At 56.6% G+C, this 16,808-nt stretch carries 9 protein-coding genes; 5 read left to right on the top strand and 4 right to left on the bottom strand.

Annotated features, from left to right (window positions below):
• The first annotated feature begins 37 nt into the window (after window positions 1-37).
• Window positions 38-3,601, top strand: coding sequence for an exodeoxyribonuclease V subunit gamma (gene recC, locus IE091_RS11450; RefSeq protein ID WP_189463690.1), 3,564 nt, complete (start codon window positions 38-40; stop codon window positions 3,599-3,601).
• Window positions 3,602-3,611: 10 nt separating this feature from the next.
• Here recC and pncB read toward each other — a convergent pair whose 3' ends face one another.
• Window positions 3,612-4,787 (bottom strand): nicotinate phosphoribosyltransferase, encoded by a 1,176-nt coding sequence (gene pncB / locus IE091_RS11445; protein WP_189463689.1) that lies wholly within the window; start codon window positions 4,785-4,787, stop codon window positions 3,612-3,614.
• A gap of 183 nt (window positions 4,788-4,970) precedes the next feature.
• Between pncB and IE091_RS11440 the strand changes: the two genes are divergently transcribed.
• The 4 genes from IE091_RS11440 (at window position 4,971) to recD (ending at window position 11,866) form a co-directional block, all read left to right on the top strand.
• A complete protein-coding gene (locus IE091_RS11440) occupies window positions 4,971-5,279 on the top strand; it encodes a nucleotidyltransferase domain-containing protein (protein ID WP_189463688.1) in 309 nt (102 codons plus the stop codon).
• Entirely contained in the window at window positions 5,276-5,812 is a 537-nt protein-coding gene (locus tag IE091_RS11435) for a hypothetical protein (protein WP_096921249.1), read from the top strand. Before IE091_RS11440 ends, IE091_RS11435 begins: the two co-directional genes overlap by 4 nt.
• A gap of 112 nt (window positions 5,813-5,924) precedes the next feature.
• Window positions 5,925-9,599 carry an exodeoxyribonuclease V subunit beta gene (recB, locus tag IE091_RS11430; RefSeq protein WP_189463687.1) on the top strand — a complete coding sequence of 1,225 codons (3,675 nt, stop codon included), beginning with the start codon at window positions 5,925-5,927 and terminating at the stop codon, window positions 9,597-9,599.
• On the top strand, window positions 9,596-11,866 hold the full coding sequence (recD, locus tag IE091_RS11425) for an exodeoxyribonuclease V subunit alpha (RefSeq protein ID WP_189463686.1): 2,271 nt from the start codon (window positions 9,596-9,598) through the stop codon (window positions 11,864-11,866). Before recB ends, recD begins: the two co-directional genes overlap by 4 nt.
• A gap of 431 nt (window positions 11,867-12,297) precedes the next feature.
• Here recD and IE091_RS11420 read toward each other — a convergent pair whose 3' ends face one another.
• From IE091_RS11420 to IE091_RS11410, 3 genes are all read right to left on the bottom strand, one after another.
• Window positions 12,298-13,659 carry a biosynthetic peptidoglycan transglycosylase gene (locus IE091_RS11420; RefSeq protein ID WP_229800820.1) on the bottom strand — a complete coding sequence of 454 codons (1,362 nt, stop codon included), beginning with the start codon at window positions 13,657-13,659 and terminating at the stop codon, window positions 12,298-12,300.
• An 804-nt stretch (window positions 13,660-14,463) separates the two neighbouring features.
• The gene (locus tag IE091_RS11415; protein ID WP_189463685.1) at window positions 14,464-16,191 is read right to left on the bottom strand and encodes an AIPR family protein; all 1,728 of its coding nucleotides are present in this window, start codon (window positions 16,189-16,191) and stop codon (window positions 14,464-14,466) included.
• Between the two features lie 233 nt (window positions 16,192-16,424).
• Window positions 16,425-16,745 carry a DUF427 domain-containing protein gene (locus IE091_RS11410; protein ID WP_189463684.1) on the bottom strand — a complete coding sequence of 107 codons (321 nt, stop codon included), beginning with the start codon at window positions 16,743-16,745 and terminating at the stop codon, window positions 16,425-16,427.
• Window positions 16,746-16,808: the final 63 nt, after the last annotated feature.

The raw sequence follows: 16,808 nt of genomic DNA, 5'->3' as shown, positions 1-16,808 counted from the left end.
CCCCGAGACGCCGATTGCCGTGAAGGAACGCCGCCGTATGCCTGCCAATGCCCTGCTCTCCCCCACTTCGCTCACCCCCGGGTTCATGGTGGTACACGCCAATCGCCTGGAGGACTTGCGGGGGCTGGCGGTGGAGTGGATGCGCCTGCACCCGCTGGGGCCGCTGGAGAACGAAACCATTCTGGTTCAGAGCAACGGCATTGGGCAGTGGCTGAAGCTTGCGCTGGCGGAAGACCCCGGCAACGGCGGTGCGGGCATTGCAGCGGCGCTGGACGTGATGCTGCCCGCGCGGTTTTTATGGCAGGCCTACCGCCGGGTGCTCACCCACGTTTCCCACGATGCCGACGCCGTGCCGGAAACCTCGCCGTTCGATAAATCGCGCCTGGTGTGGCGGCTGCTGCGCCTGCTGCCCACCCTGGCCGGGCAGCCGGTGTTCGAACCACTGGCGCAGTTTCTGGAAACCGACCGCGATCAGCGCAAGCATTACCAGCTGGCCGAGCGGCTGGCGGATCTCTTCGACCAGTACCAGGTGTACCGCGCCGACTGGCTGGACGCCTGGGCCAACGGCCACGATGTGCTGATTACCGCCCGAGGCGAACACCGCCCGCTGGAAGAGCACCAGTGCTGGCAGCCTGCGCTGTGGCGCATCCTGCGTGACGATGTGGCCGCCACCCAAGGTGATGCCGGGCTGAACAGCAGCCGCGCCCAGGTACACCAGCGCTTTTTGAAGGCCACCGAACAGCTGGAAGGCCAGGCCTGCCCGCCAGGGCTGCCCCGGCGGCTGATCATTTTCGGTATTTCGTCACTGCCTCAGCAAACCCTGGAAGCGCTGGCGGCGCTCTCCCGCTGCTGCCAGATCGTGCTGTGCGTGCACAACCCCTGCCAGTTCTACTGGGCAGACATCATCGAACACAAAGACCTGCTGCGCGCCCAGCGCTATCGCCAGCGGCGCAAGACCGGCATGCCCGACACGCTGGACGTGCTGGGCACCGGCGATGCCGATGACGCCCTGCACCTGCACGCCCAGCCGCTGCTGGCCGCCTGGGGCAAGCAGGGCCGCGACTATCTACGGCTGCTCGATGAGCACGACGATGCGGGCAACTACCAAACGCTTTTCGAGCAGCAGGCGCTGCGCATCGATATGTTCGAGCCGTTCAGCGGCGAGGAGCGCCACTGCCTGCTCAGCCAGCTGCAAGACGATATCCGCGAGCTGCGCCCGGTGGCAGAAACCCAAGCCCAGTGGCCAGCGCTGTCCGCCACCGATGACTCCATCGTGTTTCATATTGCCCACGGCCCCCAGCGTGAGGTGGAGATTCTCCACGACCAGCTGCTGGCCACCTTCAGCGCCGACCCGGCCTTGCGTCCGCGCGATATCATCGTCATGGTGCCGGACATCGACCGCTACGCCCCGCACATCGAAGCGGTATTTGGCCAGCTGCCCACGGACGACCCGCGGCATATTCCCTATACGCTCTCCGACCAGGCCAGCCGCCACCGCCTGCCGCTGATGATCGCGCTGGAAAAACTGCTGCGCCTGCCAGAGCTGCGCCTGACGGTCAGCGATGTGCTCGACCTGCTGGAAGTGCCCGCCCTGCGCCAGCGCTTTGGCCTGGAAGAGCGCGACCTGCCGGTGCTGGAGCGCTGGATGGAAGGCGCGGGCATCCGCTGGGGGCTGAACGCCCAGCAACGCCAGCGGCTGGAGCTGCCCAGCGGGCTGAGCCAGAACACCTGGGCCTTCGGCCTGCGCCGCCTGCTGCTGGGCTACACCGTGGGCGACGGCCACGCCTGGCAAGGCATCGAGCCCTTCGATGATATTGGCGGCTTGGAAGCGAGCCTGGCAGGGCCGCTGGCCACGCTGCTGGAAAAACTCGACGCCACTTGGGAAACCTTCTGCCAACCCACCGATGCCGCCACCTGGGTGGCGCGGCTGCGGGCACTGCTGGAAACCTTCTTCCTCACCGACGATGCCCAGGAAAGCATCATGCTCACCAAGCTGGAAAACGGCTTGCAGCAGATGCTGGAAAGCAGCCAGGAAGCAGAACTCGACGACCCGCTGCCGCTCTCCATGGTGCGCGAACACTGGCTGGCACAAATCGATGAACACAGCCTTTCCCAGCGCTTTTTGGCCGGAGCGGTCAACTTCGCCACCCTGATGCCCATGCGCGCCATCCCCTTCAAGCGGGTGTGCCTGCTGGGCATGAACGACGGCGACTACCCCCGCTCCCAGCCACCGCTGGATTTCGACCTGATGGGCAGCGACTACCGTCCCGGCGACCGCTCCCGCCGGGAAGACGACCGCTACCTGTTTCTCGAAGCGCTGCTCTCCGCCCGGGACCAGCTCTACATCAGCTGGATGGGCCGCAGCCAGATCGACAACTCCCCGCTGCCCCCCTCGGTACTGGTGGGCCAGTTGCGCGACCACCTGGAGGCTGGCTGGCAAACGCACACCGGCGCGCCGCTGCTGGAAAGTCTCACCACCGAACACCCGCTGCAGCCGTTCAGCCGCGCTTACTTCAACCAACCGGCCAGCCGCCTGTTCACCTACGCCCACGAATGGCGGGAAGTGCACGCCCCCCGCACGCCGCCCGCGGTGGAGCGCATGCTACCCGCGCCGGAAAACGCCCCCACCAGCCTCTCGCTGGCGCAGTTGGGCGGCTTTCTGCGCGAGCCGGTGCGCAGCTTCTTCAATACCCGGCTGGGGGTCTATTTCGAGCAGGAGGCAATCGCCGAGCTGGACGCCGAGCCCTTCGCGCTGGATGGCCTGCAAAACTGGCAGCTCCAGGACCAGCTGATTGCCGCCCAGCGCCACGCAGTGGACCACGGCCAACCGCGTATCGAGGCGCTGCACGACGCGTTGGAGCGCTTTCAAGGCCAAGGGGTACTGGCCATGGGTGCCTTCGGCGAGCGCATGCGCGATGCCCTCGCCGACCCCATGGAAGAGTTGTTCAACGCCTACGAAGAAGCACTCACGGCGTGGCCGCACGCGCTGCCAGACGCACAGGTGCAGTTCGAGGCCCACGGCCTCACGTTGGAAGAACCCCTGGGCGAGCTGCGCCAGGATGAGGCAGGCCAGCGCTGCCGCCTGCTGCTGCTCAGCAGCAGCCTGATCAGCCAGGGCAGCGGGCGCGGCCAGTACCGCTGGAGCCACCTGCTGCGCCCTTGGGTTGCCCACCTGGCAGGCAACCTCAGCGGCCCGATGACCTCCCTGCTACTTTCCAAAGCCGGTCATGTCACGCTGGAACCCGTAGCCGCCGACACCGCCCGCCAGCACCTGGAAACTCAGCTCGCCGCCTGGCAAGCGGGCCAGCAAACCCCGCTGCCGCTGGCCCCACAGGCCGGTTTTGCCTGGCTGGCCAAGCAAGGCACGCCGGAGATAGCGCAGGAGAAAGGCCGAGACAGCGACGCCTTTGCTGCCGCCGAAGCCGCCTATGAAGGGGGTTACAAGGTCACCGGCGAAGCCGCGCAAAGCGCGTACTTGAGCCACCAGTGGCCCCGATTCGAGCGGCTGTTTTTCGAGCAGGCCAACGGGCACACTTTTGCCACACTGACCGAATCACTTTACGCGCCGCTCTTTTTCGCTGTTAAGGGCAAAAAGGAGTAAAGCCACACGGCTATGAACGGCCCATGCTGAGGACTTTCTTCGCCAACGCAATCATCTCCGGGTCGCCGGTGTTCTTGGTGGGCACATCGGACAGTTTCACCACCGGCAGCCAGCCCTGCCCTTCGGGGCGGGCCTCGACCATCTTGATCACCATGTTCATGGGCGCCACGCCGATATCGTTGGTGAAGTTGGTGCCGATCCCGAAGGCCATGCCAATGCGCCCCTGGCAGAAGGCGCGAATGCGCTCCACTTTTTCAGGGGTAAGCGCATCGGAGAAGATGATGGTCTTGCTCAGCGGGTCGATGCCCAGGCGCCGGTAATGGGCAATGGTGGCATCGGCGAACTCGATCGGGTCGCCGCTATCGTGGCGCACCCCGTCAAACAGCTTGGCGAACTTCTTGTCGAAGCTCTCGAAAAATGCCCGCGTGGTAAACGTATCGGTGAGCGCGATGCCCAAATCCCCCCGGTACACATCCACCCAGTGCTCCAGCGCCAGGCTGTTGGCCATTTTGAAACCGAAACGCGCCCCGTGGAACATGAACCACTCGTGGGCGTGGGTGCCGATGGGCTTCACCCCGTGGCGCATGGCCAGCAGCACATTGCTGGTGCCGCTGAAGGCCTCCCCGCCGTAGTGGCGCAGCGCTTTCACCACCCGGTCATGCACCGCAAACGAGAAGCGCCGACGAGTGCCGAACTCGGCAATCTTCAGCCCGTGCTGGCGGTAGAGTTCGATCTTCTCCCGGGTGCGCTGCTCGATGAGCGCTTCATCCTCTTCCGACACCGCCACGCCGCGCAGCCGATACCAAAGCTCGCTGATCAGCGCCATCAGCGGCACTTCCCATAAAATGGTGCGGTACCAAGGCCCTTCGATCACCACCGACAGCTCGCCGCCCTGCTGCTCGATGGTCACCTCGCGGGGGTCGTAACGAAAGCCCGCCAGAAAATCGAGATAGGTGGGGTCCAGGTAAGGGCAGGTGGTTTCCAGATAGCGCTTCTCCTCCTCGGTCAAGCACAGCGCCACCATGCGGTCTACCTCCCCGCGCAGCGCCTCACCAAAGCCCTCGGGAAAGGCATGCTCCCCGCGATTGATGAAGGCGTAACGGGCATGGGCATAGGGAAAGCGTTTGATCACGGCATTCTGCATCGTGATCTTGTAGAAATCGTTATCCAGAAGCGAGGTCAGCATGAGATCCCTTCACCAGCGTCAACAGATCGCCAAGAGCGGCTAGCCCACTAGATTAGCAGTTGGCAGCGATACCTCACACCCTGCCCTCTTTTGCCCTAACTTGCGGGCAGTTGAGCGACTATCCGCCATCGGCAATAGAGTGCTAACCTTTAAAACATTAGCGTTCAGCGAGGAGCAGACCCCATGCGTCTTTCTCAATCACAGCGTGAGCTTATTCTGACAGCCGTCCGTGAGTTTGCTGGGCCTTCGGTGGCCGTGCATGTATTCGGCTCGCGACTAGACGATGGTAAGCGAGGCGGCGATGTCGATTTACTGCTTATCTCACCCACCGCTATTTCGCTACTTGCCTGCGCTGAACTCAAAATGGCGCTTGAACAGCGCCTCCAGCTACCGTTCGATCTCGTAACCTACGTAAAAAAGGCGGAACCCACCCCGTTTCAAGCCATGGCGCTCGCACAGTCACGCTCAATAACGCTTGAGGAAGCGGCATGAGCCAAGATGTCCTTAGCGAACAGCAGCGTTATCTGGCGCAGCTGCTTGAAGCCATCCAGCGTTGCGCCTGGTTTCTTCACCAGTCACGCAAAAAAGTCACATGGCCTTTGGACGGTGACTGGTTAGCCGACCATAAAAAAGACGTCGACCTTTTTGAAACACTGGCCGCTATCAATGAGCGCTTTGCCAAACTCCAGGACTCCATTGCGTCTGCCATGAGGCACAGCGCTCTGTTGGCAGGTGAATCGACCGACAGCTTTCTCAAAGTCCTTTCGCTGTTTGAAAAACAAGGCGTCGTGGACGCCACCAGCGACTGGCAGCGTTGTCGTGCCATTCGCAATATTGCCGCTCATGATTACTCGACGCACTACGCGCAAATAGCAGAGCACTTTAACCTGTTGAACGAACTTTCTGACGTTCTTCTCATCACGTCAAAAAGACTCGTGACATGGAGCGCTGAACAATTAGGGATTTTTCCAGCCACCCAAGACTTCTCCAGCGAGTTCGATAGCGTCTTTCAAACCAGCCTCTAACGCTGCTTTGCTCTTTTGCCCAGCACCCGGCGACGCGATATAGTGCCGGTGCCTTGGGTCACCCACCCAAGGCGCTTTGCTTTCCGCCTGCCGTGATGTTCGGAGAAGAAGAATGAGCCAGCCCGCCCCGCTAAACCCGCTGACGCTGCCGCTTCACGGCAGCCGTTTGATCGAAGCCAGCGCGGGCACGGGGAAAACCTTCACCATCGCGCTGCTCTACGTGCGCCTGGTGCTGGGCGGGCAGCACGGCGAGGACGACACCGCCTTCGTGCGCCCGCTCACCCCGCCGGAAATTCTGGTGGTCACGTTCACCAACGCCGCCACCCAGGAGCTGCGCGAACGCATTCGCCATCGGCTGGTGGAGGCGGCTGCCGTATTTCGTGATCAGGGTGAAGACTCTCTTCTTCTGGCGCTGCGCAGCCAGTACCCCGAGGCCACCTGGCCCGCCTGCGCTCGCCGCCTGGAGCTGGCCGCCGAGTGGATGGACGAAGCCGCGGTTTCCACCATCCACAGCTGGTGCTACCGCATGCTGCGGGAACACGCCTTCGATAGCGGCAGCCTGTTCTCGCTCAACCTGGAAAACGACCAGCACGAACTGGAGCAAGAAGTGGTGCGCGATTACTGGCGCACCTTCTACTACCCGCTGGACGCCGAGGCGCTGGGCAGCATCACCAGCTACTGGAAATCCCCCGACCACCTGCATCAGGACGTGCGCAAACTGCTCCACGAAAGCGATGCGCTGGGTGCCCCACGCCCCGAGCCCACGCACACCTTAAGCACCGCCGCCGCCGAGCGCAGCGCCCTGCTCAGCACCCTGAAAGCCCCCTGGCCCGAATGGCTGGACGACCTGGTGCCCGCACTGGAAGACGCCGCCACGCGCAAAGCCTTCAAAGGCCAAAGCTTCAACGCCAAAAGCCGCGCCAACTGGCTAGGCGCACTGCGGGAGTGGAGCGACAGCGACCTAGAGCGCCCCGCGCTCACCCCCGCCGCCTGGAAACGCCTGACCCCGGACGGCATGGCGGAAATATGGAAAGAGGGCGCGCCACCCTGCCCGAAGGCCTGGCAAGCGCTGGCCGAGCTGCCCGCCGCCCTCAACACGCTGCCCGAGCCACGCAACGACCTGCTGATTCATGCCGTGCAGTGGTGCAAGGTGCGCCTGGAGCGGGAGCAGGAGCGCCGCGCCGAAATGGGCCCCAACGACCTGCTCACCCACCTGGACCGCGCCCTGCAAGGCCCCAACAAGGAGGCGCTGGCCGCGCAGATACTGCGCCAGTTCCCCGTGGCGCTGATCGACGAATTCCAGGACACCGACCCCAACCAGTACCGCATCTTCAACGCGGTGTACGAGGTCGCCAAACCCCGCCGCGACGCTGCCATGCTGCTGATAGGCGACCCCAAGCAGGCCATTTACGCCTTTCGCGGCGCGGATATCTTCACCTACCTGAAAGCCCGCGAAGACACCGCAGGCCGCCACGTAACGCTGGGCACCAACTTCCGCTCCAGCCGCGCCATGGTAGCGGCAGTGAACCACTGCTTCCGCTATGCCGATGAACATCCGGCAGGGGCCTTCCTGTTCCGCGAAGAAGGCGGCGACAACCCACTGCCGTTTCTGCCGGTAGACGCCAAAGGCCGAAGTGAACAGCTCGTTCACCAGGGCCAACCACTGCCCGCCATGACGCTTTGGCCACTCGCCGCCGACGAGCCGCTCTCCAAAACCGCCTACCAGACCGAAATGGCCGAACGCTGCGCCTCGTACATGGCGGAACTGCTCAACGCTGGCCAACACGGCAAGAGCGGCTTTCAAACCGACGACGCGCTCACCCCGCTCAAGCCTTCCGATATGGCGGTGCTGGTGAACGGCCTGCAGGAAGCCCGCGCCATTCGTCAGGCGCTGGCCAGCCGAGGGGTTAAGAGCGTGTACCTGTCGGACCACGACAAGGTGTTCAGCTCGCCCATGGCCGCCCAGGTAGAGCGCTGGCTGCGCGCCTGCGCCGAGCCGCTGGCCAGCTCCCGCCAGGCCGAAGCGCACCTGCGCGCCGCGCTGGCCACCCCAGTGCTGGGGCTCAGCCTTGCCGAGCTGGACCACCTGCAGCAGAACGAGCTGGCCTGGGAAGCGCGGGTCGAGCAGTTCAGCCACTACCACCGCCTGTGGCAGCGCCAGGGCGTGCTGCCGCTGGTGCGCCGCATCATGGTGGATTTCGAGATTCCCGCCCGCCTGCTGGCAGAGTTCGAAGAGGGTGAGCGCTTGCTCACCGACCTGCTGCACCTGGGCGAACTGCTGCAACAGGCCAGCGCCGAGCTGGACGGCGAACACGCGCTGATTCGCTTTCTGTTTGATGCCATTGCCGACCCGGAAAGCCACGGCGACAGCCACAAGCTGCGCCTGGAGAGCGACGCGGATCTGGTCAAGGTGATCACCATCCACAAATCCAAAGGGTTGGAGTACCCGCTGGTGTTCCTGCCCTTCATCGCCAACCACCGGCCGGTGAAAGCCGAAGACGTACCACTGCGCTGGCACGACAGCGAGGGCAACCTGCAGCTCAGCCTGGACGCCGATGACACGATACTCGCCACCGCCGACCGCGAACGGCTGGGGGAAGACCTGCGCAAACTCTACGTCGCGCTCACCCGTGCCCGCCACGCCACCTGGCTGGGGCTGGCCCCGCTAAAAGGCTTGGAAAACAGCGCGCTGGGCTACCTGTTGACCGGTGGCAGCACCCTTTCCCCCGATGCGCTCCCCAAGGCGCTCGATGCCCTGGTGGAAGGCAGCGACATCCACCTCGGCATGCCGCCCGAGCCCACCGCTGATCGCGTGACGCCCGTGGCGGAAAGCACCACCCTGGGCCACGCCCGCACGCCCACGCGCCCGGCCAAGGAGCACTGGTGGATTGCCAGCTACTCCGCGCTGCGGCTTTCCGGCACGCTCACCGCCCCGGTGCTGCCACCGCTGGAGCCCACCACCGCCCAGGAAGCCACCGCCTTCGAAGTACTGGATGAACCTCGGGATCTTTCCCAACCGGAAGCGTATCACCTGCACAAATTCCCCCGTGGCCCCGGCCCCGGCACCTTTCTACACGGGCTGCTGGAGTGGGCGGGCAAGCAAGGTTTCGATGCTGCCGCACATGATAGAGACGCGCTCAACGACATGCTGTGGCGGCGGGTACAGCTACGCGGCTGGCAGGCATGGCAAGCACCGCTGGCGGGCTGGCTAAGCGCCCTGCTCACCACGCCGCTACCGCTGGCCGCGCCCACCCCGCAAAGCGTGGCGCTGAATGAGCTGGAAAGCTACCAGGTAGAGCTGGAGTTCTGGTTTGCCGCCAAGCGGGTGAACACTCAGGCCATCGACGCGCTGGTGAGCAAGCACTTACTGCCAGGCATCGAGCGCCCCGCGCTGGATGCCGACACCCTCAACGGCATGCTGAAAGGCTTCATCGACCTGGCCTTCGAGCATCAGGGGCGCTTCTACGTGCTGGACTGGAAATCGAACTACCTGGGCCCCAACGACAGCGCCTACGAACCCGAGGCCCTGCGCCACGCGCTGCTCGCCAAACGCTACGACCTGCAGGCAGCACTCTACCTGCTCGCCATGCACCGGCTGTTAAAAGCGCGCCTGCCGGATTACGACCCGCACCAGCACTTGGGCGGTTCGATGACGGTATTTCTACGCGGCAGCCGCAGCCCTGGGCGTGGTGTAGTGGGCGAACCCGCCCCGGTTGAACTCATCGAAGCCCTAGACAGCCTGTTTGCAGGCGAGCCCCACGCCACCCAGCAGGAGGCCACGGCATGAGCCGCCAGCACGACACCCACACCTTCGACATGTTCGGCGATGCGCCCACCGCCAGCGCCCATCCTGCACTCAGCAGCACCCCGGAACTGCTGGCCCTGTGCGAACGCTGGGTAGCACGCGGCTGGCTGCGGGACCTGGACCGCGCCCTGGTGCGCTTTCTCGCCAGCGAAGCACCGGATGCCCCCACGCTGCTGCTACTGGCGGCAGCGCTGGCCAGCCACCAGCTAGGCCGGGGCCACGTGTGCCTGGATATCAACGCCACGCTCAACGCGCCGGATTTCGCCCTTTCGCTACCGCCCGAAGGCGACGACCTCACCGACCCGCCGCCGCTACCCAGCGACGTGCTGGCAACGCTCACGCTCCACGAATGGCAAGCCGCCCTGCACCACCCGCTGCTCACCAGCGAAGGCCCCGGCAACACGCCGCTGGTAGTAGTAACCACTCACTCAGCCAGCGGCACCCCCAGAACGCGACTCTACCTGCGCCGCTACTGGCAGTACGAACAAAGCCTCCACCAACACATCGCCGCCCGCCTGGAAGGCACAGGCACAGAAAGTACGGGCACAGAAAGCCAAAGTGGGAGGCCAATTCATTGGGCGATGGGTGACGCCAGTCACCCTGAGTTACTCCCCCAAGCCCTGAGCATTCTGTTCAAGCCAAGCAACGCCCTGGACTGGCAAAAAACCGCCTGCGCCCTGGCCGCCCGCAGCCGCTTCGGCATCATTACCGGCGGCCCCGGCACCGGCAAAACCACCACCGTGGTGCGCCTGCTCGCCCTGCTGCAAACCCTGCAACTCGCCCAGCACCCCCGCCAGCCGCTGCGCATCCGCCTGGCCGCCCCCACCGGCAAAGCCGCCGCCCGCTTGAACGAATCCATCGCCGGGCAAGTGAATGCGTTACCGCTCGCTGAGTTGGCAACGCTGTTAAGTGAACACTCACCTTCTGCGGCAGCTAGCGAGATCGAGATTCCCACGGAAGTGACGACACTGCACCGCCTACTCGGCGCACGCCCCGACACCCGCCACTTCCGCCACAGCGCCGCCAACCCGCTGACGCTGGACGTACTGGTGATCGACGAAGCCTCGATGGTGGATATCGAAATGATGGCCGCCACCCTCAGCGCCCTGCCCGCCCATGCCCAGTGCATACTGCTGGGGGACAAAGACCAGCTCGCCTCGGTAGAGGCCGGTTCGGTACTCGGCGACCTGTGCCGCCGCGCGGAAGCCGCCCACTACACCCCGGCCACCGCCGAATGGCTGGCCCAGGCCACCGGGCAACCGCTGCCAGCGGAGTTCATCGACCCCGCTGGCCAACCGCTGGACCAGGCCATTACCATGCTGCGGGTCAGCCACCGCTTCAATGAACGCAGCGGCATCGGCCAGCTCGCCAAGGCCATCAACCAACCGGGCCATGCGCAAAGCGAGCGGGAAAAGCAGCAGGCCGTCACCGCCGTGCTGCGCCACGGCTACCCGGATATTCACCATTTGGTGATGAGTGACGACGCCGCGCTGGACAAACTGGTGATTCACGGCAGCCCCAGCGGCTTTACAGGCAACGGCGAAGGCCGCACCGACCACCAGGGCCAGCCCATCGCCCCGCCCACGGGCTACCGCCACTACCTCAAGGTGCTGCAAGCACAGCGCCCACGGGGGGAATCCTTCGAGGAGAGCCCCGCCGTCTACAACGCCTGGGCCAGCGAAGTACTCAGCGCCTACAGCCATTTCCAACTGCTGTGCGCGCTGCGCAAAGGCCCTTGGGGCGTAGAAGGCTTGAACCAGCGCATCGCCAGCACGCTGCGCGGCGAAAAGCTGCTGTTCGGCAGCGACTACACGCTGGAGAAAGGCTGGTTTGAGGGCCGCCCGGTACTGGTCACCCAAAACGACTACGGCCTGAAACTGATGAACGGCGATATCGGCATCACCCTGGCCGTACCCGACCCGCGCAACCCGCAGCAGAAGCTATTAAGAGTCGCTTTCCCCACTAGCGACACCGACAAACCCATCCGCTGGGTGCTGCCTTCCCGCCTCCACGCGGTGGAAACCGTGTTTGCGATGACGGTACACAAATCCCAAGGCTCGGAGTTCTTGCACACCGCCCTGCTGTTGCCTCCCACCCTGAACCCCATTCTGACCCGCGAGCTGGTGTACACCGGCATCACCCGCGCCCGCGAATGGCTCACGGTGGTGGAAGCCAAGCGCGGGGTGTTGAATGAGGCGGTGATGAGGGAGGTGGTTAGGGTTAGTGGGGTTGGAACTGATGTTAATTAATAGTTGCCAATAGCAAAATTTAGGCTATAAGAGTAAGGCTAGGTAAGCATTTTAACGCTGAATACACACCAACCTCAGTAAAAGGATGCAATCAACATGACAATAAAGCCAGGTCCTAAACCTAAAGCTGAGTCTACAGGAAAAACCGACCAGCGACGTCGCGTTACGCCGGAGAATCAGTCGAAACACAAAGACCTCAAGCCCCACCATCACAAAAAATAGACAGTATTTTTTAAAGCCCTGATTAACCAGGGCTTATTTAAAAAAGCGATAATTAATAAAATTATTTTTCATGCAAAAATCACGAAACTAAAAATATACGCATTATTTCGCACTCTGCCTTTCAAACCAGTGCATATAACTAACAGCCTCTAACTAGCACACAGCAACTAATAAAAATTTAAAATCATTAACGGCATATAACCCGAACATTAAAAAGGAGCCAATGAGCTTCGAAGGTTTTCAACTTGATCATTTGAAGCTAAAATCTTGTTTCTTTTAACAGCTTGATAATAAAGGAAAAACAATTCTTTTAAATCTTCTTCATCCATCAAGCTATTACGCTGTGCCGATCTAGCCGTTTCAATAATTTTTCGCACTAGCAAACGTGAACGTACATTACTAACGCGTTCTATAAGAAAAAAAGCTTGAGCATTTGTAGGGTTTTTTTCTACTTTAGACCAAAAATATTCCATTGCTTCCACAACACCAAAACAGCCCTTCTCAAAACGAACAGCAGAAATATACATATCTAAAATAGTATTTTTAGAAAAAATACTTGTTACCCATGGAGCCAAAGAAAGTTCTAAAAACTTCCGTCGATACTTTTTTTTCAAATCTAAAACAAACAATGTTCTTATCAACTGCTGAACAATAGTTGAACCACCTGATCTGTTTTTTATCTTAACAATACCAAGAACACCTCTCAAAACTGCACGATAATCAATACCTCTATGAGCGTAAAATCTTTTATCTTCTATAAAAACAAGAAACTCTTTTAGCTTAGTGGTATTTATTCCAAGCCTGTCCGTTTCATAGAAAGACAGTTTTGCTCGATAAATTATATATTCAAAATTTTCTACCAAAGGAAGTCTAATCAACTTGGCTACCATTCGATAGAAAAGCAGCCTAGATGTCTCATGTATATCTAGCAACGAAACCCTATAAACAAAAACAGTTGAAAAAAACCATACTAAAGTAAAGCAAACGATAAATAATACTGGGGATATTTCTTCAAAAAAACCTGGATTTTGCTTAACTATGTATGCACTTAAAAAAAATACCACTGAAGTAGATATTATAGACACAATCCAAAAGGGATAAGCAACATAGGTAAACCACCCTGGAAACAAACGTACCGCTAACGGCTGATCTGCTCCCTCAACTCTCCAGTTAGGCAATAATAGCTGAACTCTCCCATAGCTAAGCCCAAGCATTCTTCTTAAAATAATGACTTTCCTACCTGAAAAAACTATTGATCTTTGACGATCAACAAAATACTTAAGAGTGACAAAAGCAAAACCAAAAATTATTGAAATTAAAACAATGGAGATTATATAAGCTGGTATTATACCTTCAAACACAGAAGCTAATCTATCTGATGACCCTACTAGCAGTGATCCTAGGGCTGCCGTCGACACAAGAGACACATTCGATGCATTGAGAAAAACCCGCTCTTCTGATTCTAGGTTTTTCGCTGCAACTTTATATTCTTCCAGCGCAATATCCCGGTCATCAAAATGATAGGTAGGAAAATGCTGTCGCCAACCTTTTTTATAGTCTTCCTCTATCAACTCTAATCTCCCCAACGAATTTAAAAAGCCATTATATAGTTTTCAAATATAGCTATAGCTAAAAAAATAAAGTTCACTAGTCACAATAAAATTATTGCCAGCATATCCTCAAGGCATTATTTTTAATTAAACCCTAGCGAATCGAGCCTATCTTAATTTTTCATAATTATCTTTAGAAGCATCGAAAACACATATCTCAAGGTCTATAAAATAACCAACATTAAGTATGTACATACTACCCCTATGATGCTGAAAATTTATAAATCAAAGTTTTAATACCTTCCTTGATTTTCACCCACTAAATTTTAATAATTTTTACTCGGAAGCTGTTTTCATGATAAGTGGGTTGTAACTTTTGCCATCTAAGTTAGTTCTATGGCAACTCATATTATCACTAATCTATACTAAGTGACATTGACTATGAGAAATAAAATCAATGCCTCCTGCAAGCGGCGGAAACCGTGTTGCGATGACTGCCCACAAATCCTAGTGCTCGGAGTTGTTGCGCATCGTCCTACTACTACCGCCCACTCTGAACTCCATCCTGACACGCGAGCTAATGTACACTGGCATCACCTGCGCCCGTGAATGGCTCACTGTGGTGGAAGCCAAGCTCGGAGTGTTGAATGAGGCGGTTACTAGGAAAGTTATGAGGGTTAGTGATATGTAGTAATATGTAATCAAAGCCGACATTAGCAGTGCTGGTAATGTCGGCCTTCAGCCAAGAGCGGACATTCAACGCAGGCCGATATAAAGCCTAGTTATATTCCACGCCAGATTTAGCGCTTCATATACGGACCACCATTACACTATTTTTTGAAAAAACCTACTACTAAACTCATCTACTACACTTTCAGCTCTTAAGTAATCTCGAATTTTTTCACGAGTAGTTATACCAGCCTCAGATATTATTTTTTCAATGTGGCCAGCAACCTCTTCTATTTTAACTGAAAACGCCTCATTATCATTCAAAACATCAATCACTGCGTCCCGGACTTTTTTTTGCGATTTAGGTGATGCATCTAATATATCAGGTGTACTCCAATGCATTCGAAATAAAGCATATAAAGCATAGAATCTATAAATAACTCTAGACCTGTCTATCTTTGCCGTGCGCACCAGGAAGTCAAATTTATACAGCGCTAGGGCAGCCACATGATAGAGCTCAACATTATGACCTTCTGTAAATATTCGCTCCGAAAACTCACTTCGAATCCCTCTATGATCGCGTGCCGCTCGATGCGGTTGGTGGAAAAACATTGCAGCAGCAGCCTTCATCAGATCCGAAGGCTTAAATATACGCGTGCGTTCAACTGATATGTCTCGATACTGATTATCACGTCTTTCTATAAATATTCTGCTATCACCACTTTGAGAGGCACAATATTCTTCTAAGTCTTTCATAAATGGGCGCATTGCCCAAAACTGATCCTCTTTCACTTCATTTTGCCTATTAGTACCAATTATAACACTAGACACAAAATCAATATCACTACAGCCGATTAGGCGTAGTGGAACTGAAATACCCTCAGCTTTTTCTCTAATGTGAGCTAATATATTGGTGGTTTGGCACCCGTTAACAATTTGGTAGTCTTCAATAGTAAAAGTATCACTTTTACGATCTATACTTTTCGAGACTACGGTTATTCCATTGTTCTTGAAAACAAAAGAAGCATTATCACCCGATTCTAACTCTGAAATAATTCTCTTATTTATTTCAGAATCCGGGTTGAAATCCCTAACATTATCGTAGAATAGCGACCTATTTATATGCCGAACTCCATCCTGATCAGGATCGCCAAGTGATATCTCTAGAATTTCAGATGCAGGAACATACCCTATATATGCCTCGTCAACTTTCTCATGGGTTGGCATCGTTATCGCTTTTGGAAAGTTTAACTTGGCAGATGATGAATTAGTAGCAGATCGAAAACCATTCTGAATTACTTTGGCACCTATACATTCTATGTGAACCTCTTCAAATATATTTAACTCAGCCAACCGATCTTTGTTGGCATCAATTAACTTTTGAATCATATCAGAAACTTGCCCCGAACCTGTAGTACAGTAGAAGCATCTTAATGTGGGGCTTGTTTTAGCTGCTGATTCATATATCTTGTCTTTCACTTCAATCAAGTTTTCTAATTGCGTTCCAGTTACAAAACTCTGATTAGTAAAGAAGTCATATACCGCATCTAAAAATTTTGAAACATTTCCATAATCTAAATTATCCGATGTTTTTGACTGATAGAAACGGAATTCAGAGGTATGCTTTTTTCCAACAGAGAGAATATCTTCCGCCTCATCAACATCAGTGCAAAGTGTTCCCTGAATAAAAATAGAAATGCCATCTATACCAAACTCATCACCTTTTAAATGAGCCCTAAAGGGGTCAATATTTTCTCCAAGAATGCCATTCTCCAATGAGAAAATTGACATGACCTCAAAGAAATCTGATTCACTATATGTTGCATTAGGATTCATTTTAATAAATGTACCTAGTTGCGCCTTAACAATAGGATTCATTGGCATTTAACTTCCTTTTCATTTAAAAAGACTGTGAAAAAATTAATGTTAACCGCATAACAGCGTATTATACTGCGCACTCATAATTGAATGAACGTGTTGGCATTTTTTCTGTAGTTGCTGCCTGCCAGATTTTCTCATGCCTCTGACTTTTATATACGCAAATTTTCATTAGGCTATATATTCAAAACTCAAACAACTACTACATTCCCCAGCATGACCGATTTAGTGAAAAGGCCTCATTCGCTTACTTCCTCATAAAACGCAACCCTACCCGCTATAGCCTCCCCCCCCTCAATCGGCTCCTCATAACTCCAAGCAATATCCCGCCGCTCACCCAGCGAAAAATACACTGCATGCCCTTTAAACGGGCAATAAGTGGTCGTTTCTGAAACGGTGAGTAAGCCCATCCGCACGTCATCACGTGGGAAGTAGTGGCATGGCGGGTAGCCGTGTTCACAGAGTCCCAGCGTATTGGTGGAGTCAGCTAGCAGAATGTCATCCACCCGCACTTGCATGCGCTGCTTGCTTGGGTGAAGCGTTATGCGGGCATTCTGCATTGTGTTGTCCCTGCGGCGTTATTCGCTCTAATACTTTGAGCCTAGCAGCAAGCATGGGTTAAG

It is taken from the genome of Vreelandella hamiltonii, from assembly GCF_014651775.1.
In the GTDB taxonomy this organism is placed as follows: Bacteria; Pseudomonadota; Gammaproteobacteria; order Pseudomonadales; family Halomonadaceae; genus Vreelandella; species Vreelandella hamiltonii.
The sequence above is the reverse complement of the archived record's forward strand: the minus strand, read 5'-3'. Positions and strand labels throughout refer to the sequence as shown.

Bases quoted from the DNA above. Each gene is read 5' to 3' on its own strand.
- IE091_RS11410 (WP_189463684.1), bottom strand. From the start codon at position 16,745: ATGCAGAATGCCCGCATAACGCTTCACCCAAGCAAGCAGCGCATGCAA.
- IE091_RS11435 (WP_096921249.1), top strand. From the start codon at position 5,276: ATGAGCCAAGATGTCCTTAGCGAACAGCAGCGTTATCTGGCGCAGCTG.
- recC (WP_189463690.1), top strand. From the start codon at position 38: ATGCCTGCCAATGCCCTGCTCTCCCCCACTTCGCTCACCCCCGGGTTC.
- pncB (WP_189463689.1), bottom strand. From the start codon at position 4,787: ATGCTGACCTCGCTTCTGGATAACGATTTCTACAAGATCACGATGCAG.
- recD (WP_189463686.1), top strand. From the start codon at position 9,596: ATGAGCCGCCAGCACGACACCCACACCTTCGACATGTTCGGCGATGCG.
- IE091_RS11440 (WP_189463688.1), top strand. From the start codon at position 4,971: ATGCGTCTTTCTCAATCACAGCGTGAGCTTATTCTGACAGCCGTCCGT.
- IE091_RS11415 (WP_189463685.1), bottom strand. From the start codon at position 16,191: ATGCCAATGAATCCTATTGTTAAGGCGCAACTAGGTACATTTATTAAA.
- recB (WP_189463687.1), top strand. From the start codon at position 5,925: ATGAGCCAGCCCGCCCCGCTAAACCCGCTGACGCTGCCGCTTCACGGC.